13 protein-coding genes are annotated in these 17,962 nt (G+C 65.1%); 9 read left to right on the top strand and 4 right to left on the bottom strand.

Features of this window, described 5'->3' with window-relative positions; all coding sequences use genetic code 11:
• Positions 1-11: 11 nt before the first annotated feature.
• Complete coding sequence (locus tag AC3A6P_RS32285; RefSeq protein ID WP_487696463.1) at positions 12-1,796, bottom strand: thiamine pyrophosphate-binding protein; 1,785 nt, start codon at positions 1,794-1,796, stop codon at positions 12-14.
• Positions 1,797-2,301: 505 nt separating this feature from the next.
• Here AC3A6P_RS32285 and hisD point away from each other — a divergent pair.
• The 8 genes from hisD (at position 2,302) to AC3A6P_RS32245 (ending at position 13,089) form a co-directional block, all read left to right on the top strand.
• Entirely contained in the window at positions 2,302-3,645 is a 1,344-nt protein-coding gene (gene hisD, locus AC3A6P_RS32280) for a histidinol dehydrogenase (RefSeq protein ID WP_487696462.1), read from the top strand.
• Between the two features lie 2 nt (positions 3,646-3,647).
• A complete protein-coding gene (locus AC3A6P_RS32275) occupies positions 3,648-4,193 on the top strand; it encodes a VOC family protein (RefSeq protein WP_487696461.1) in 546 nt (181 codons plus the stop codon).
• A gap of 32 nt (positions 4,194-4,225) precedes the next feature.
• The gene (locus AC3A6P_RS32270) at positions 4,226-5,677 is read left to right on the top strand and encodes an aspartate ammonia-lyase (RefSeq protein WP_487696483.1); all 1,452 of its coding nucleotides are present in this window, start codon (positions 4,226-4,228) and stop codon (positions 5,675-5,677) included.
• On the top strand, positions 5,674-6,339 hold the full coding sequence (locus AC3A6P_RS32265) for a ThuA domain-containing protein (protein ID WP_487696460.1): 666 nt from the start codon (positions 5,674-5,676) through the stop codon (positions 6,337-6,339). The genes AC3A6P_RS32270 and AC3A6P_RS32265 overlap by 4 nt, the downstream gene beginning before the upstream one ends.
• 113 nt (positions 6,340-6,452) lie before the next feature.
• Positions 6,453-8,012, top strand: a complete 1,560-nt coding sequence (locus AC3A6P_RS32260) for a PucR family transcriptional regulator (protein ID WP_487696459.1) — start codon at positions 6,453-6,455, stop codon at positions 8,010-8,012.
• Between the two features lie 134 nt (positions 8,013-8,146).
• Positions 8,147-9,712, top strand: a complete 1,566-nt coding sequence (locus AC3A6P_RS32255; RefSeq protein WP_487696458.1) for an FAD-dependent oxidoreductase — start codon at positions 8,147-8,149, stop codon at positions 9,710-9,712.
• A 77-nt stretch (positions 9,713-9,789) separates the two neighbouring features.
• The gene (locus AC3A6P_RS32250) at positions 9,790-11,826 is read left to right on the top strand and encodes an oxidoreductase (protein ID WP_487696457.1); all 2,037 of its coding nucleotides are present in this window, start codon (positions 9,790-9,792) and stop codon (positions 11,824-11,826) included.
• A 51-nt stretch (positions 11,827-11,877) separates the two neighbouring features.
• Positions 11,878-13,089 (top strand): MFS transporter, encoded by a 1,212-nt coding sequence (locus AC3A6P_RS32245; RefSeq protein ID WP_487696456.1) that lies wholly within the window; start codon positions 11,878-11,880, stop codon positions 13,087-13,089.
• A gap of 5 nt (positions 13,090-13,094) precedes the next feature.
• Here AC3A6P_RS32245 and AC3A6P_RS32240 read toward each other — a convergent pair whose 3' ends face one another.
• The gene (locus AC3A6P_RS32240) at positions 13,095-13,580 is read right to left on the bottom strand and encodes a heme-degrading domain-containing protein (protein WP_487696455.1); all 486 of its coding nucleotides are present in this window, start codon (positions 13,578-13,580) and stop codon (positions 13,095-13,097) included.
• 443 nt (positions 13,581-14,023) lie between these two features.
• Here AC3A6P_RS32240 and AC3A6P_RS32235 point away from each other — a divergent pair, with 443 nt between their 5' ends.
• Positions 14,024-15,619 (top strand): APC family permease, encoded by a 1,596-nt coding sequence (locus AC3A6P_RS32235; RefSeq protein ID WP_487696454.1) that lies wholly within the window; start codon positions 14,024-14,026, stop codon positions 15,617-15,619.
• Between the two features lie 62 nt (positions 15,620-15,681).
• On the opposite strand, the gene AC3A6P_RS32230 is transcribed toward AC3A6P_RS32235, so the two are convergent.
• Together AC3A6P_RS32230 and AC3A6P_RS32225 are read right to left on the bottom strand one after the other, a co-directional pair.
• Complete coding sequence (locus tag AC3A6P_RS32230; RefSeq protein ID WP_487696453.1) at positions 15,682-16,749, bottom strand: LacI family DNA-binding transcriptional regulator; 1,068 nt, start codon at positions 16,747-16,749, stop codon at positions 15,682-15,684.
• Between the two features lie 95 nt (positions 16,750-16,844).
• Positions 16,845-17,678 carry a mycofactocin-coupled SDR family oxidoreductase gene (locus AC3A6P_RS32225; RefSeq protein WP_487696452.1) on the bottom strand — a complete coding sequence of 278 codons (834 nt, stop codon included), beginning with the start codon at positions 17,676-17,678 and terminating at the stop codon, positions 16,845-16,847.
• Between the last annotated feature and the right edge of the window lie 284 nt (positions 17,679-17,962).

Here is a 17,962-nt window from a genome sequence, read left to right as displayed (position 1 = left end):
ACCGATGTCGACTACTGGTGCTGTTCGTTGGCGCGGTTCTGGCGATACTCGTCGGCACGCTCGTCGGTGATGTGCGGCAGCGGCGGGAAATCCAGCCACCCCGGGACGAAGGGGCTGGCCAAGTCGCGATCGGTCGGAATCTCGACCAGCACAGGCGCCTGCGCGTCGAACGCCCGCTTGAATGTCGGCTCGAGGTCGGCGGCCGATTCGACGCGGAACGACTCCAGCCCGAAGGACTTTCCGAGATCCTTGAAGCTCGGGCTGTACGGCGTCCCGTCGGGACGGTTGAACTCGGTCCCGATGATGCGATCGGTGGCGTTGCGTTGGCCGCCGCGGATCGAGATGTAGCCGGAGTTGTCCTGCACAACGAAGACGACCGGGATGTCGTGCTGGATCGCCACGCCGATCTCCTGAGCGGTCATCAAGAAGTCGCCGTCACCGGTGATGGACGCGACCTGTCGCTCCGGAGCGGCGAGCTTGGCGCCCAGAGCCGCCGGAACCGGCCAGCCCATCGACGAGAAACCACCGGTGGTCAGATGCGTGCGGGGTTCGTACACGGGGAAGGTCTGCTTGACCGCACCCTGCGTGTTTCCGGACCCGACAAGCACGATCCCGCTGCGGTCCATGACATTTCGCAGCGCCGCCAAGGGTCGCTGGAGGGTGAACGGGAACCGGTCGGTGTCCCGTCGGGTCGACAGTTCGCTCTCCCAATCCGCTTTGCGCTCGGCGATTTCGGCGAGGTACTCGGTGCGTTCCGGCTTGGTGCCGAGCGACGCGACGATGGCGGCGACGGCCGGCTTGGCGTCGGCGAGGATGCCGACCTCCGCGGGGTAGATCTTGCCGATCTCGTGCGGATCGATGTCGATGTGGATCAGCTTGGCCGGCGGGAAGGAGAACGACCTGCCCTTGGCGTAGCTCGATGCGGACCAGTCCGTGAACCGGCACCCGATGGAGACGACGACATCGGCATTGGCGGCCAAGTAGTTGCCGTGGATGGTGCCGGTCTGCCCGACGCTCCCGATGAACAGGTCGTGATCTTCGGGGAAGGCGCTCTTGCCGTTCCACGTGGTGACCACCGGGATGTCGAGACCCTCTGCCAGCGCGCGTACTTCGTCGGTGGCGTTGGCGCTGATCGCACCGCCGCCGACCACGATGACCGGCCGCTTGGCGGTACCGAGCAGCGCGACCGCGCGCTCGATCGCCTCGGGATCCGGATACTGCAGCCCGATGGGCAGCCGTCGCGCGAGATCGTGGAAGTTGACCTCGGCGGTTTCGGCGTGCAGGTCCCACGGCACCTCGATGTGGGCCGGGCCGCGTCGACCGGTCAGCATCGTGGAGAACGCGCGGTGCAGGACGAACGGCAGATCCTCGATGCTGTTGGCGATCCAGCTGCGCTTGGACACGGCCTCGGCCACTTGCGGGAACCCGTTGTCCTTTTGACGCTCGAGTTCCTGCAGCACGCCGCGGCCGCGCATGTGGCGCGGCGGGCCACCGGTGATCACCAGCACGCTGGTGGAGTCGCTGTATGCGGTGGCCAGTCCCAGCACGGTGTTGGAGGCACCCGCACCAATGGAGGTCACCGCGGCCATCGGCTTGCCCGAGACCCGGTAGTAGCCGTCGGCGAGGTGCACCGCGCTCTGCTCGTGATAGGTCTGGATGAACGGGATCTTGGACTCCGCTTCGTTGAAAGCGTCCATCAGCCCCCAGATTCCGTGACCAGGAATTCCCGCCACGTAGGGCACTCCGTACTCTTTCAGAACGCGGGCAATGACTTGCCCTCCATTGAGCCTGGGCATGAACTGTCCTTCCTTTCTGGAATGGCCTGCGGCGCCGCCGCCGGGTTCTGCCGCATGCGCGGTGTGCGCTGGGCGGGAGCCAGGCCCGGACAGGCAGGCTTGTCGACAAGTCTGCCGATGGTGATCCACGTCGCGTAGACCCATGATGAGCAGTCACCATCAGCACCCCTGCACACAGTGTGGCGATTCCGGCGCGGCGACGTGCGCGCTGACTCGTCGCGGAGGGCCATACTCACGATCGACTTCCCCTCCACAGGCGTCGGCGGGCGCGAAGCGATTCTCGCAGGCCGGTGCGGTGAGGCGGAAGTGCAGTGCCATCGGCGACGAAGAAGAAGCCGAGCCGGGCATCGCGACGCCAGGCAATAGTGTGTGCAGTGCCGGCCGCCGATACTGCACATCCTGTATCTGTCGTGGCTGCCGCTCGAGAACTGAGACTGGAATCACCGCGCCGCAGCAGTCCGCCGCAGCGTCGTCAACACTCGCAGCAGCCGCAAGGAGAGAATTCGTGTCGGTCATTCTCAAGGCGCCGACCGCCGAGGTCGGTAACCCGCACAAGAGCAGCCCCCAGGTGGTCGAAACCGTAGCCGGAGTGCTCGACGACATCCGCGCCAACGGCGACAGCGCCGTGCGCAAGTACTCCGAACAGTTCGACCGCTGGTCGCCCGAGTCGTTCCGGCTCGATGAGTCGGCCATCGCCGAGGTCTTGTCCGGCCTGCCCACCACGGTGATCGACGACCTGGAATTCGTCCAGCGTCAGGTGCGCAATTTCGCTCAGGCACAACGTGATTCCATGCTCGATATCGAGGTCGAGACGTTGCCCGGAGTCAAGCTGGGGCACAGGCACGTACCCGTGGCGGCCTCGGGCGCCTACGTGCCGGGCGGCCGTTACCCCCTGACCGCCTCCGCGCACATGACCGTGGTGACCGCGAAGGTCGCCGGCGTACCGCGTGTCGCTGCCACCACTCCGCCGAATCAGGGATCTGTGCCGCCGATCAGTGTGGCCGCCATGCACCTCGCCGGCGCCGACGAGATCTACGTGCTCGGGGGAGTGCAGGCCATCGGTGCCCTTGCGCTGGGCACCGAGACCATCGCCCCGGTCAACCTGCTGACCGGACCGGGCAACGCGTATGTGGCAGAAGCGAAACGGCAATTGTTCGGCGAGGTGGGGATCGACCTCTTCGCGGGCCCGACGGAGGTGCTCATCATCGCCGACGAAACCGCCGATCCCTTCGTGGTGGCCGCTGATCTGCTCAGCCAGGCCGAGCACGGTCCGGACTCTCCGGTGGTGCTCGTCACCACCTCGGAGCGTGTGGGCCGCGAGACCATCGAAGAGGTGACGCGGCAACTGAAGAACCTGCCCACAAACGCAATCGCGTCGGTGTCTTGGCAGAACCACGGCCAGGTGCATCTGGTCGACACCATCGAGCAGGCCTTCGCCCTGGGTGACAGGTTCGCCAGCGAGCATGTCCAGGTCCTGACCGCCGAACCGCGGCGCGCACTGGCCGAGATGCAGGACTACGGCGCGCTGTTCCTCGGTGAGCGCACGTGTGTGTCTTTCGGCGACAAGGCGATCGGGACCAACCACGTACTGCCCACGCTCGGCGCGGCGCGCTACACCGGCGGACTCTGGGTCGGCAAATTCCTCAAGACGGTGACCTACCAGGAGATCGAAAGCGCTGATTCCAGCGCCGAGATGGGCCGGATCTGCGGCCGTGCCGCACGTCTGGAGAACTTCGAGGGGCATGCCCGCTCGGCCGACGTGCGGGCGTCGAAGTACGGCGGCGATCAGCTGGCCTGGACCGACCACCGGTTCGCCCCGGTCGAGGTCGCGACGGGCGCGCAGAGTTGACCATGGCAGCCACCGCACGCGTGCCGGGACTCCGCGCAGTTGACCACGTCGCCTTCACCGTGCCTGATCTCGCGCAGGCGGTGGGTTTCTTCGTTGATCACTTCGGCGCCGAACTGGTTTTCATCGACGGTCCTTTCGCCGACGATGAATCGGACGGGATGCGACGGCGCTTGGCCGTCGACCCGAAGGCACGTTGCACCATTGCGATGCTCCGGCTGGGGAGACACCACAATGTCGAGCTGTTCGAGTACAGCGCACCCGATCAGCAACGCACCCCGCCGTGCAACAGCGATGTCGGTGGACACCACCTGGCGTTCTACGTGGACGATATCGACGCCGGGTTCCAGTACGTGCGGTCGATTCCCGGTGTGGTCGTGCAGGAAGGCCCGAATGGGGTCGACGACAAAGCTCCGGTTGCGGGTCAGCGCTGGTTCTACTTCCAGTCGCCGTGGGGTATGCAGTTGGAGATGACGACGTGTGCCACCGCCGGCTTCTACGAGGGCCTACCGGGTGCGGCGATGGCACCCCCGGCGGAGGAATGGCGGTGACGGTGTCCGATCACGCGGTCTCGGAGGCAGCCCTGCCTGGGACGCGGCTCGAGCACGATTCCCTCGGCGACTTCTACGTGCCGGCCGGGGCGTACTACGGGGTGCACACCGCGCGTGCGCTGCAGAACTTCCCGATCTCGGGCATCCCGTTGTCGACCTACCCGGAATTCGTGAACGCGTTGGCGGCGGTCAAGCAGGCCGCGGCCGCCGCCAACCGTGAACTGGGTCTGCTGGACCCGGAGCGCAGCGACGCCATCGTGGCCGCCTGCTCTGAGATCCGCGCCGGTGCTCTGCATGACCAGTTCGTCGTCGACGTCATCCAGGGTGGTGCCGGTACGTCGACGAATATGAACGCCAACGAGGTGATCGCCAACCGGGCCCTGGAGATCCTGGGCGCACACCGCGGCGACTACCACCGGCTGCACCCGCTGGATCACGTCAACTGCAGTCAGAGCACCAATGACGTGTACCCGACTGCGATCAAGGTCGCGCTGCAGGTGCACATCGCCATCCTGCACACCACGCTGCGGACGGTCTCCGCGGCATTCCTGGCCAAAGCCGAGGAGTTTCGCGGCGTTTTGAAGATGGGTCGTACTCAGCTGCAGGACGCGGTGCCGATGACGCTGGGGCAGGAGTTCGGCACCTACGGAATCATGGTGGCCGAGGATGCCGAGCGGCTACTCGAGGCCGCGCTGCTGGTCACCGAGATCAATCTGGGCGGGACGGCGATCGGAACCGGACTCAACGCCCACCCCCGGTACGCCCGGCTGTCGTGCGAGAAACTCAGCGAGATAACAGGTTTCAACTTGTCGACCGCACGTGACCTCGTTGAGGCCACTCAGGACGTCGGCGCGTTCGTGCAGTTGTCCGGGGTGCTCAAGCGCACCGCATTGAAGCTGTCCAAGATCTGCAACGACCTGCGGCTGCTCTCCTCCGGGCCGAGATCGGGGTTCAACGAGATCAACCTGCCCGCCGTACAGGCCGGCTCGAGCATCATGCCCGGCAAGGTCAACCCGGTGATCCCCGAGGTGGTCAACCAGGTGGCGTTCGAGGTGGTCGGCAACGATGTCACCATCAGCATGGCCGCCGAGGCGGGGCAACTGCAGCTCAACGCTTTCGAGCCGATCATCGCCCACTCACTGCTGCGGTCACTGACCCACCTCAACGAGGCGTGCAAGACGCTGACGGCCAACTGCATCACCGGTATCACCGCCAACGAGCAGCGCCTGTTCGCCTCGGTCACCAACTCGATCGGCATCGTCACCGCGTTGAGCCCGTACCTGGGCTATGCGGAGTCGGCCCGGCTGGCCAAGCTGGCGCTGGCCACCGATCGCGCGATACCTGATCTGGTGATAGAAGAAGGCCTGCTGTCGGCGAGCCAGGTGGCGCAATTGCTGACACCGGAGGCCCTGGTGCAGCCACGCGAGCTGATGCCCTTCGACAGCGCACCTCACGACAGTCCCGAGGAGGACAGCCCACGATGACGAAAGTTCTCTATCTCTATGGTGGTTGGCCTGGACACAGCCCGTATGACATCGCCGGCTGGACCCGCGAGCTGGTGGTCGGCGAACTCGGATTCGAGATGGAGGAGTCGCAAGACATCTTCACCCTGGATCGTGACCTCACCGGTTACGACCTCATCATCATCGGCTGGAACAACGCGCTCACCACGGAGGACCTGACGGACTCCCAGGAAGACCACCTGATGGCGGCGGTGGAGTCGGGCACCGGGGTCGCTGCGTGGCACGGAGCGGCCGCGTCATTTCGCTCGAGTCTGCGTTATCACCTCATGCTCGGCGGCGACTTCCTGAGCCATCCAGGTGGCGAAGGCTATCCGCATCCGTACAAGGTGAACATCGTCGATCACCACCACGAAGTCACCTCCGGTGTGAACGACTTCGCGGTGGCCTCAGAGCAGTACTACATGAGCGTCGACCCCAACAACCGGGTGTTGGCCGAGACCACCTTCGACGGTGAGCACTTCCCCTGGCTGGACGGACTCAAGAGCCCGGTGGCGTGGGTGCGGAACTGGGGCCGCGGCCGGGTGTTCTACCACTCGGTGGGTCACGCGACCGAGGATCTCGCCGGCGCGGATGTCCGACGCCTGACCAAACAGGGCATCGCCTGGGCGGCCAGACAACCCTAGCTCGGGGGCCTCCCGCCCGGCGGCTGGACGAGGTGCTCCCGCCCGCACCTCGTAGACTCACTGTGCGCAATCGATCGGCGCAGTGTTGCACAATCCGGAAGAGCCGAGTGACCATGAGCATGACAATCGAGGCGGCACTGCAACTCGAGGTTTTCCGCCGGGTCTCGGTGACTGTTCACGCAGGCCAGAGCAACTTCGACCGCACGGTCCGGTGGGTTCACCCCACCGAGATCCCCGATATCGCCCAGTTCCTCAGCGGCGGGGAGATGTTGTTGACCGCAGGGCTGGGGATCGGTGCCGATGAAGAAGGCCAGCGACGCTATATCCGCGATATCGCCGAAGCCAAGGCCGCTGTCCTGATCGTGGAGCTGAGCGGTCGGGCGTTCAGCACGATGCCGCCGGCCCTGGTGGACGCGGCACGGGAGCTCGAATTCCCGCTGGTCGGCCTCGACGGCGAACTACCTTTCGTGGAGGTTTCCGCGCAGGTCCACGAATCGATCATCGACCAGCGGGTGTTGGATCTGAGCGCATACGAGCGCCTCAATGCCACCTTCATGCAGTTGTTGCTGGCCGGCCGCGACCATGTGCACTTCACCGACGCGCTCGCCGCCGAAGTGCACAAGCCGGTGGTCCTCGAGGACGCTACGCGGCAGGTGGTGGCCTACTCGGGCAGCTCCCCGGCGGGCGATCTCACCCTCACGGAGTGGGAGCACCACTCCCGCATCGAGCACGACACTGCCGCGACCGGCAACGCCAACGAGGCGAACAACTGCACACGTAAAGCAGTGGTGCTTCGCGGTGAGCGATGGGGCTGGCTGCATGTTCTGCACGGCGGTGACGCGATCGCCGGCACGGCCGGCTACGCGATCGACAGGGCCGCCGACGGTATCGCGATCGCGCTGCTCGGTGCGCGGGAAAGCGGTGCGCGCTCAGCCCAGCGCCAGAACGCCCTGGTCAGTCGGCTGCTGCTCGGTGACATCTCGGGCGACGCCTTCGTCGCCCGCGCCCTGCGGATCGGCAGGGATCTGCGCGACCGTGCGTTGGTGGTGGTGTTCGTCTGCAAAGACGGGCGAGCGCCGAACACCGGAGAAGACGCAATGGAAGAGCTCTGCCGGAATCTGAGGGTGCCCGCCGTGGTCGCCGACCTCGGTGAGCACACCCTGGTGGTGATGGGGTTGTCGCGGACCAGTTCAGAGAAGCAGGTGGTGGAACGCCTGACAGCGCTGGAGGTTCGCGCCGGAGTGAGCCGGCCCGTCAGCGCCAGCCAGCTCTCCACCGCGGTGGAGCAGGCGCGAAGCGCGTCGTCGGTGGCTCTGGCCCGGCCGGACGCGGCCGTGCACCGGTTCGACGATCTCGGCGTCCTGCGGCTGCTCGCTTCGCTGGCCGGTGGGCCCGAACTGGCCCGCTACATCGAAGACGAGCTGGGCCCCCTGCTCAAGCACGACGCGAAAGCCAACAACCCGCTGCTGCCGACGCTGCGCACCTACCTGTCCTGCGACGGCAACAAGAGCCAAGCCGCTCAGTTGTTGTACGTCCAGCGCAGGACGCTCTACTACCGGCTGGAGCGCATCGAAGCATTGCTCGGCCGCTCACTCGACGACGCCGACACCCGGCAGGCGCTGATCTTCGCTGTCCGGGGACACGATCTGCTCCAGCGGGGGCCGCGGAGCTGACGACGCAGTTCGTGCAGCGTTCGCGTCGATGACTTCTCACAACGTGCCTGCCGTCCGGGCCTCGCGCGCAATAACTTTGGACGGTATAACCCGCGTCACATGACGACGATCCTCTCAGCCCAGGGGAGTTCTACGTGTCCATACCTGCTCTTGCCGTGCAATCCCAAGTGATCGCCGATCCGCCCGACGTACTCGACACCGATATCGCCGTCATCGGCTCGGGAATGGGCGGCGGTTCGCTGGCCTACGCCTTGCGTGATTCGGGCGCGAACGTCCTTGTCATCGAACAAGGAGATTTCCTTCCGGTCGAACGCGAGAACTGGTCGTTCGATGCCGTCCACACTCACGGCCGCTACAAGAACTCCGCGCCCTGGCACGACGCCAAGACCGGGAACGATTTTGTCCCCGGCAACTATCACTATGTCGGTGGGTCGACGAAGCTCTACGGCGCCACCCTGCCCCGGTTCCGCGAATGCGATTTCGGCACAATCGAACACATCGACGGAGAGTCTCCGGCCTGGCCGGTTTCCTACGCCGAACTCGAACCGTTCTACGGCGCCGCCGAGCAGATGTTCTGGGTGCATGCCAACAAAGGGGAAGACCCCACTGACCCGTGGCGATCGACCGACTATCCGTTTCCCGGGTTGTCCCACGAGGGCGCCATGGCGAAGCTGGTGGCCTCCGCCAGTCAGCAGGGGCTGCATCCCTTCGCGGCGCCGCAGGCACTCGACCGCCGGCCCGGCGGTAATTGCGTGCTGTGTGGTACCTGTGACTCCTTCGCGTGCATGGTGGACGCCAAGGGCGACGCGGATGTCGCTGCGGTCCGCCCGGCGCTGGACGCCGACTCCAAGAACGTGCGCCTGATGACCAATGCCGAAGTGGTGCGGCTCGACACCGACGTCACCGGACGTACTGTCGTGGCGGCCCGAATCAGACACCGAGGCAGGATGATTCAGGTGCGGGCCAAACGCTTCGTGATCTCCTGCGGTGCCGTGAACACCGCGGCGCTGCTGCTGCGGTCGCAGTCGTCGACTCACCCGCGGGGACTGGCCAACTCGTCGGATCAGGTGGGCCGGAACTACATGGCACACGTCACCACGTTCTTCCTGGCGATCGACCCGCGGCATCGCAACGAAGCGGTGTACCAGAAGACCATCGGTATCAACGACTGGTACTCGGCTGGGCCCACGAACCGTTACCCGCTGGGAAATGTCCAAGGCCTCGGAAAACTCCGGGGTCCGCAAGCCAAACTGGGCAAGCCCTGGGTGCCGATGCCGGTTCTCGACCAGGCCACCAAGTACACCTTGGATCTGTTCATCCAGAGCGAAGATCTTCCGATGGCCGACAACCGGGTGTCGTTGTCCCCACGCGGCCAGGTCGTTCTCAACCGGTTCGCCACCAACACCGTGGCCCACGAAGACCTCGTCGCCCGGATGAAAACCGTTGTCCGCAAGGCCGGTTTCCCGGTGGTGCTCACCCGCAACCTCGGCGTCGAGGCCACCTCCCATCAATGTGGTACCGCACGCATGGGAGACGACCCGGCCACCAGCGTCGTCGACGCGGATCTGCGCGCCCACGACCTGGACAACCTCTGGATCGCCGACAGCTCACCATTCCCGTCGTCGGCGGCGGTCAACCCCGCCCTCACGGTGGCGGCGCTGGCGTTGCGGCTGGGACACTCCGGCGCGCTCACCGCCTGAGTCGGCACATCGCTTCTGCTGCCCTCGCAGCCCTCGACAACTCTTAGCTCCCGCATGTCAGATCAGGAGACGATGCTATGACGGCAACAGTTCCCACGGATACCAGCCTGGCGCCGCTGTTCGAACCAATCACCCTCGGCAAGGTCGAAATCCGCAACCGCGTGGTGATGACCGGCCATGGCACCGGTATGGCCAAGGATTACCTGCCCACCGACCAGCACGTGGCCTACTACCGTGAGCGCGCCATGGGCGGGGCGGGCCTGATCGGCATGGCCTTCCCCCAGATCCACCCGACATCACAGGACGTACCGGGGGAGCCGCGGTCCTGGCTCCCCGAGATCGTGCCGGGTCTGCGCAAAATCGCCGACGCGGTGCACGAACATGGCGCGCGGATCGTGATGCAGCTGGGTCACGGTGGGCGCCAGGGTCATTCGACGTTCACCGAGCGGGCGTTGTGGTCGCCGTCGAACACACCGTGTCCGTTCAACCTCGAGATGCCCAAAGAGATGGAAATCGAGGACATCGACGAGATCGTCGAGGCGCACGCCGTCGGGGCGCGTCACGCCAAGCAGGGCGGGATGGATGGCGTCGAGATCCACTCGGGCTACGGCGGTTACCTCCTGGCCTCGTTTCTCTCGCCGTTCTCCAACCATCGCACCGACGACTATGGCGGTTCGCTGGAAAACCGCGTGCGGATCGTGTTACGGGTCATCCACGCCGTGCGCGACGAGGTGGGCCCGGACTACCTCGTCGGAATCAACCTGCAGGGCCACGATTTCAGCCCGGGCGGCCTGGTGGCTTCGGATGCTCAGGACATCGCCAGGGCGCTGACGGCGAGTGGCAAGATCGACTACATCTGCGTCAAGGCCGCCACCTACAACGAAGCGCACCAGAACGTTCCGGACATGCAGCACCCCAAGCGAATCTGGGAAGATCTCGCCGCGGCGGTGAAGTCTGCGGTGGACATCCCCGTCATCGCGGTGGGCCGGATCAACGACCCCTTCGATGCCGCCGACATCCTCGCGCTCGGCCACGCGGACATGGTGGCGATGACCCGTCAGCAGATCGCCGACCCGGAAACGGTCAACAAGATGAAAGAGGGTCGCGTTGAGGAGATCCGCCGCTGCATCGGATGTAATCAGGGGTGTATCGACCGGTTGTTCAACGTCACCCATTCCTCGTGTGTGCACAACCCGGCCGCGGGTTATGAGCAGGAGCTCGGCATCGGCACGTTGATGCAGGCGTCGTTCCGGCGGCGGGTCGTGGTCATCGGCGCCGGACCTGCCGGCATGAAAGCGGCCGAAACGGCGGCCCGGCAGGGACACGAAGTGATCCTGATCGAACGACGCAACCGGACCGGCGGTCAGCTCAGAATCGCGGCGAGGATCAAGGGCCGCGGTGAGATCGGGGGAGTCATCGATCACCTCGACGTCATGATCGCCAAGTACAGGGTGGACCTCCGGCTGAACTGGGCCCCGTCGGCCCAGGAGATCCTCGCACTGGATCCCCACCACGTCATCGTGGCCACCGGTTCGGCGCCGCCGGCCGATATCGTCGGCAACCTGGCGCAAGGCATTCCATTCACTCCGGGACTTGATCACGAGCAGGTGCTTTCGGTGTGGGATGTGCTCGAAAAGGAGGAGCCTGTTGGCAAGCACGTCGTGATCATCGACGACGGTGAAGGCGGCTGGAAGGGCATCGGTCTGGCCCTGCAGTTGCAGCAGGACGGCCACGACGTCGAGATGATCACCCCGTTGCCCTACGTCGGCGCCAAGCTGGGTCCGTTCAGCGCCAATCTGGCGGTACCCCGTGTGCACAAGTCGGGCATGACGGCGAGGCCGTTCACGACGGTGACGGCGGTGCGGGGCTCCACCGTGCATACCAGCGAGCAGGGCAGACCCGGAGTCATCACCGATGTCGACACGGTGATCCGCGCCGGCTGGCACCGCCCGGTCAACGATCTGTACTTTGCGTTGAAAGGCCGCGGTGTTCCGCTCGAGCGCATCGGTGACGCCATCGCCAGCCGCACGATGATGGAGGCGGTTCACGAGGGTGAGCGGGCCGCCAGGAGGATCAATGCCAACGCGCCGCGCGGCGCGCTGATCAACAGCTGAGACACCCGCGGGTGCCATTCCGTTGAGTGCAGAAAGGCAGAATTCATCCTGATGGCCGAACAGATCCACGAGCCTGTGCCGGTGCGTTCACGTGCGGCGGTGCACGCGCTGTTCGTGGCCTTCGGCATGATCTTGACTACCTGGGCGGTGCACCTGCCGAGCCTCAAGGAGGCCGTCGGCATGTCGACCTCCATGGTGGGTGCGGTGCTGCTGGTCCTCGGCGCCGGTTCCCTTGCCGGCATGCAACTTTCGGGCTTTCTGATCGACCGGTACGGCGCCGAGGTGATCGCCCTCACCGGCGCGGCCACCATGGCGATCCTGCTGGCCGTCCCGCTGGTGGCGACGTCGGTAGGTCACGCGATGGTCGGCGCCTTCATCTTCGGCATCGCGATCGGCAACGCCGACGTCGGGATGAACGCAGCCGCTGTACACGTGGAGCGGGATTACGGCCGCCCCATCATGTCGGCGTTTCACGCGGTGTTCTCGATCGGCACTGTCGTGGGTTCGCTGATCGGCGCAGCGGGTTTTGCACTTGGGCTCGAAGTCCTGACCACGGCGGTCACGGTGAGCGCGATCTGCCTGATGATCGACGGACTGGCCGTCCTCGGATTCCACGGACGGTTCGGGAGGCCTGACCATCCATCCCGCACTTCCAAGGAACCGGAGCCCACCGGCGGCGGCCGCCCGTTGGGCGGGCGGCGCCGGCGGGTTCTGCTACTCGGTGCGTTGGCGTTTCTGTTGCTCCTGGCCGAAGGCTCGGCGTTGGATTGGGCCAGCTTGCATGCTCAGCAGCACCTCGGTGCGTCGCAATCACTCGGAGCGCTGGCGGTGGGTTCCTTCCTCGTCGCGATGACCGTGTGCCGGTTCCTCTCGGATCGCATCGCCCACTCTGCCGGACCGATGCGGGTGCTCAGATTCGGCTCGATGCTCGCCGCAGTCGGCATCCTGATCGTCAACCTCGGATCTTCGTTGCCCGTGGTCGCGGTGGGCTGGGTCCTGTTCGGGCTGGGATTGGCCGGCGGCATACCGCAGGTTTTCACCGCGGCCGGCAATGTCGACGGCGGGACCGCCGGACGCAGCCTCTCGCGTGTGGTCGGCCTCGGCTACGTCGCGATCTTGGCCGGGCCGGCCGTCATCGGCTGGCTGGTGCAGATGGTGGGCTGGCACGGAGCCTGGCTGTTACCGCTTGCCGCCGTGGGCTTCTGCGCCGTTGCCGCGCCTGCGGTCACACCCGACCGGACCCCAGCCGGTACCGGCCGCTGACCACTTCACGTGCGGAAGGCGGTCAGCGCCGCGATGACCAGTCGATGGTCTTCAACGGATTCGAGCCCCGAGACACCGACGGCGCCGATGAGGGATCCGCGTACACGTAGGGGGACGGCGCCGCCGGCCACAGCGATATCTGCCGCCCGGTAGCCGTAGTCGGAGTAATAGTCCTCGCCGGTGGCGCGCACCTGGCATTCCAGCGCCCACGACGAGCAGTTGTGTTTGTAAACGGCGGTGAACTTGCGGGCCAGCCAGTCGTCATTGGTGGCGGCCGAACCTTCGAGTGCGGCATGGAACACGCGCTGTTCACCGAAATTGATCCCGATCGCCACCGGGTACGCGTGGCGTGAGGCAGTCTCCACGAGCCGGGTGCCCAGAGCCCAGGCGTCCGAATACGAGAATCGGTCGAATTCGATGGACTTCTCCTCGGCGAGCACCGATCGGTGGCGATCGTGCCAGGAGGCCGTCGTTTCCGGATGTGGGGGCATCTGCGGGTCCTCCAGGAGTACGGGTGAATCGGACTCCTCGACGGTAGAGCGACCCGTCGGGGTGCAAAATGTGCGGAATGTGCACCGCGGGCCCCACGCTTTTCGTAGTGTGCGCAGTGGTTGGTACCGGCTTTCCGACCGCTGGCGCTCTGTGTTCGCATTCACTCAGTTGACCTGCATGTTTACCTCAAATTACCGCCGCGTTGCGTGGGTATTGAGCGCTCCACACCATGCAAGTTTTCATACGGGCATTGCACAGTCTGCGTCTGACCGATCGCCTCGCAAGCGCCCAAACTCAGATGTGGCCACAGTCACACGGTCGCCGAAACAGCTTCGAAGCGGTTCGCACCCGGGAACAGCGACGTCATTGCAGGGCGACTTCGGGTCTTAGGCAGACCAGTGGGCGATCAACAGCAGATCGCCGAACGCACAAGGAGATTCGAATGTCATTAACAACGAAGGGCGGGGGATCGTCGCTTTCCGGCGACGACGCCCACCTGCGGGTGTTGGGATACGAGGAGAAGTTCGACCGCAAGATCGGTATGTGGTCGAACTTCGCGCTCGGTTTCCTGTATCTGTCCCCGATGGTGGGCGTCCTCTCGATGTTCACCCAGGCCCTCACCACGGCGGGGCCCCCGTCGATCTTGTGGCTCCTGATCGCAGCAGCCGGACAGCTGCTGGTCGCAATGGTGTTCGGCGAGATCGTCTCGCAGTTTCCCATTGCCGGAGGCCTTTACCAGTGGGCGCGCCGGCTGTGGAACGGTCAGTACGCCTGGATCATGTCGTGGATCTACATCTCCGCGGTTGTGGTGGGAGCTACCACCACTGCGATGTTCAGCGCGGACTTTGTGCTGGCCCTGTTCAATTCGGATTCCAACATCTCCTCGACACCGCTGCAGAAGCTGATCATCGCCACCATCGTGGTGTTGATCTGCCTGGCGCTGAACTCCACCGGATCGAAAACGCTTGCGACCATTGCCAAGGTGGGCCTGGCGGCTGAGGTCGCCGGCATCGTGGTGGTCGGTCTCTACCTGTTGATCTTCGCTCGCGCCAACAGCTTTTCGGTCCTCTTCGACACGTTCGGAACCGGTGGAGACGGTGATTACCTGAGCGCATTCGCCACCGCCGCAATCATCGGCCTGGTGCTGTATTACGGTTTCGAGGCCTGCGGAGAGGTCGCCGAGGAGACCCCCAACCCCGGGCGGACCATCCCACGGTCGATGATGATGACAGTCGTCCTCGGCGGTGCCGCCGCGATCTTCGCCTTCATCGGCTACATCCTCGCCGCACCCAACCTGCAGGAGATTGTCAACGGCGACGTCGGCAATCCCATCATCGCCATCTTGACCGACAACTTCGGCGTAGTCGGCACGAAGATCTTCCTGATCGTCGCGCTGACGTCCTTCCTGGCGTGCGTCATGGGGCAACAGGCCGCCGGTAGTCGACTGATCTTCTCGTTCGCTCGCGACGACATGTTCCCGGGCAGCGCGGTTTTCAAGAAGATCTCTGTCCGAAAGGTACCGCTCAATGCGCTGGTCATCGTGACGGTCCTGCCGATCGGCATGTTCGTTCTGCTGTACTTCCTGCCGAACGCTCTGTTCCGCGTCGCAGCCTTCCAGATGCTCGCCGGGTACTTCGCCTTCCAGATGGTGGTCTTCGCTTCGCTGCGGGCCCGGGCCAAGGGCTGGCAGCCTGCCGGTCGGTGGACGTTGGGCAAGTGGGGTTGGCCCGTGGGCATCGGCGCACTGGTCTACGGTGTGCTGTCCATGATCGTCCTGGCACGCCCGAACGGCGATCCCGAGCTGGCGTTCTACGACCGGTGGATCGCCTTGATCGGCTTCGTGGTGGTGGCGGCCGTCGGGTTGATCTACATGTGGGTCGCCAAGCCGTACCAGCACTCGACAGCCCCCGAGGGTGACGCGATCGCCATCGCCGATCTGCTGCGGGAGCACCGCGCCAAGCACGATATGGCGCAGTACGCCAACGAAGTTCCGCTGGCGGAGCCCACGCCCCCGGTGGCACAGCCCCGGCACAAGTAGGCGACCGGCAGCACCCAGAAGCGGCAGACCCGGCGGAGACCTCGCCGGGTTTTCCGTATCTGTCAGTGGTGACCGGCGGGCCCGGTGGTCGAGCGGACCACCAAGTGCGTCGGCTTCACCGACCTTCGGCGGGGCCGTTTGGCCAACAGGTCCAGCAGCATCGTCGCAGCGGCCTGACCCTTCTCAGCGAGTGGCTGGTGAACAGTGGTGAGATTCATGAGGTCGGCGATCGGCGCGTCGTCGAATCCGATCACCGAAACCTGCTCGGGAACCGAGATACCAACTGCTTCCAACACTTTCAGTGCGGCCACCGCGTGCACATCAGAGGTCGCGACGACCGCGGTAGGGGAGTGTTCCAACAGCTGTCTGGCGGCGGTCATGCCGCTGACCATCGTGATGTCGGTGGCCTCCACGAGGCGCACGTCGGTGGTTTGCGGTGCCACTGCGTCGATGGCGTCGCGGTACCCGCGGAGGCGCTCCTGCAGGTACGTCTCGTTGACATCGGTGACGTCGGCGAAATTGCGCACGTGTGGAGAGGCCTCGCCCGCCAGGCGATCCGATACGATGCCGATGCGCCGGTGCCCGAGGCTCAACACGTGCGCCATCTGCTCGGCGCCTGCGCGGCGGTGATCAACGGTGACATACGGAATGCCGGGCAGCCGTGGCGAATCGACGGCAACAGCGGGGATTCCGCGTGACACCACTGCCTGGACGGCTGGGTGATCGTTGGGGAGACAATGCATCACCACACCATCGACGAGCCCTCTCAGTGCCGCCGGCATCACCGGATGGTGCTCCGGTGCTCCCAGCGCCGGACCGTCGACCGGTAACAACGTCAACGCCACGTCGGTCATGGCGCCGACTTCGACGATGCCCTGCAGTAGCAGTGCGGTCGACGGGTCGACGACCGCACTGGCCAGCGCTCCCGGAACCATGACACCGACGGTTCCGATACGGCCGCGTCGCAGGCTGCTCCCTGCGACGCTGGGGCCGGTGTACCCCAGCCGGGCTGCGGCGGCAAAGATCTGTTCGCGCTGAGTCGGCGACACTTTGGGGGAACCGCTGTAGGCATACGACACCGACGCCTGAGACACACCAGCTGCCTTCGCGACGTCCTTCATCGTGACCATGCCGCTGCTCTCTTTTCACCTCACAGGCCGCCAGACAGCCTAGCCCTCTGCGTCGAATGAATCGCCGCAGAGGGCCGGTCCGAGGGCGCCGACGATCAGGACTTCACGATGAAGCCCGCATCGATGACCAGCGGGGTGGCCGTGATGAACCGGCCGGGCTCGGTCACCAGGTAGAGGATGGCATTGCTGACATCCTGGGGTTGGATCCACGGGACGGGCAGGACATGCGTGGATGTGAACGTGTCGGTCACATCGTCGCGCGTGGGCTTGTCCAGGTCCGGCCGGAACAGGCCGTAGACGAAGTCGTTGTTGATCATGTGGGTGTCGACGCAGGTGGGATTCACGGAATTGACACGGATGTTGTACTGGCCGAGTTCGCGTGCGAGCGAGGTCATCAATCCGGTGACGCCGTGTTTTGACGCGGCGTAGGAGGAGATGTTCTCGGCGCCCTTGAGTGCCTCGGTGGACCCTGTGAAAACAATTGAGCCGCCCTCATTCTGGGCGATCAGCGTGGGAATGGCCGCCTTGACGGTGTGGAAGACGCCGTTGAGGTTGATGTCGACCATCTCCCGCCAGTCTTCGGGGCTCAGCTCCCAGGTCTTGGCCCCCGAGCAGATGCCGGCGTTCGGCAGCACGATGTCCACGCGGCCGAACTGTTCGATTCCTCGATCGAAGACCCCCTGGACCGCGGCGTAGTCACGGGTATCGGCGATGTCGACGAAGATCTGGCCGCCGATCTCTTTGACCTGGCGCACGGTCTCCTGGAGATCCTCTTCGGTGGCACCCGGATACGGCGTCGTCGAGGGTTTGGCGCAGACGTCGAGTCCGATGATGCTGGCGCCCTCGCGCGCCAGCGTCAGGGCATGCGAACGCCCTTGTCCTCGGGCGACGCCGGTGATGAATGCGACCTTTCCGTCCAACTGTCCCATGGCGAAACTCCTGTTGATATCGAGAGATGAACTCCACGCAACGCACATCGCGGCCACAAGCGTGTGGCCTGACCTGTGGAGTGGAGTGCATCGGCATGCACTGGCCGATGTCGGTGAATCGTATCACCAAAATTTTTGCGACATTAGGTCTGGTACGGTCTGATCTGCGGTGATACGATTCACCAAAGCATCGCCGGAACGGATATTCCATGACCTTTTCGCGTCCTCGGGCACGTGCTACTGCATGCACGCAGCCTGTGTCGATCGCCTGCGGCGACACTCGG

The organism is Mycobacterium sp. Soil_C_30 (assembly GCF_057656995.1).
The sequence above is the reverse complement of the archived record's forward strand: the minus strand, read 5'-3'. Positions and strand labels throughout refer to the sequence as shown.

Excerpts from the sequence above, each read along its gene's own strand:
- AC3A6P_RS32285 (WP_487696463.1), bottom strand. The coding sequence starts at position 1,796 with ATGCCCAGGCTCAATGGAGGGCAAGTCATTGCCCGCGTTCTGAAAGAG.
- AC3A6P_RS32275 (WP_487696461.1), top strand. The coding sequence starts at position 3,648 with ATGGCAGCCACCGCACGCGTGCCGGGACTCCGCGCAGTTGACCACGTC.
- AC3A6P_RS32265 (WP_487696460.1), top strand. The coding sequence starts at position 5,674 with ATGACGAAAGTTCTCTATCTCTATGGTGGTTGGCCTGGACACAGCCCG.
- AC3A6P_RS32260 (WP_487696459.1), top strand. The coding sequence starts at position 6,453 with ATGAGCATGACAATCGAGGCGGCACTGCAACTCGAGGTTTTCCGCCGG.
- AC3A6P_RS32250 (WP_487696457.1), top strand. The coding sequence starts at position 9,790 with ATGACGGCAACAGTTCCCACGGATACCAGCCTGGCGCCGCTGTTCGAA.
- AC3A6P_RS32245 (WP_487696456.1), top strand. The coding sequence starts at position 11,878 with ATGGCCGAACAGATCCACGAGCCTGTGCCGGTGCGTTCACGTGCGGCG.
- AC3A6P_RS32240 (WP_487696455.1), bottom strand. The coding sequence starts at position 13,580 with ATGCCCCCACATCCGGAAACGACGGCCTCCTGGCACGATCGCCACCGA.
- AC3A6P_RS32235 (WP_487696454.1), top strand. The coding sequence starts at position 14,024 with ATGTCATTAACAACGAAGGGCGGGGGATCGTCGCTTTCCGGCGACGAC.
- AC3A6P_RS32230 (WP_487696453.1), bottom strand. The coding sequence starts at position 16,749 with ATGGTCACGATGAAGGACGTCGCGAAGGCAGCTGGTGTGTCTCAGGCG.
- AC3A6P_RS32225 (WP_487696452.1), bottom strand. The coding sequence starts at position 17,678 with ATGGGACAGTTGGACGGAAAGGTCGCATTCATCACCGGCGTCGCCCGA.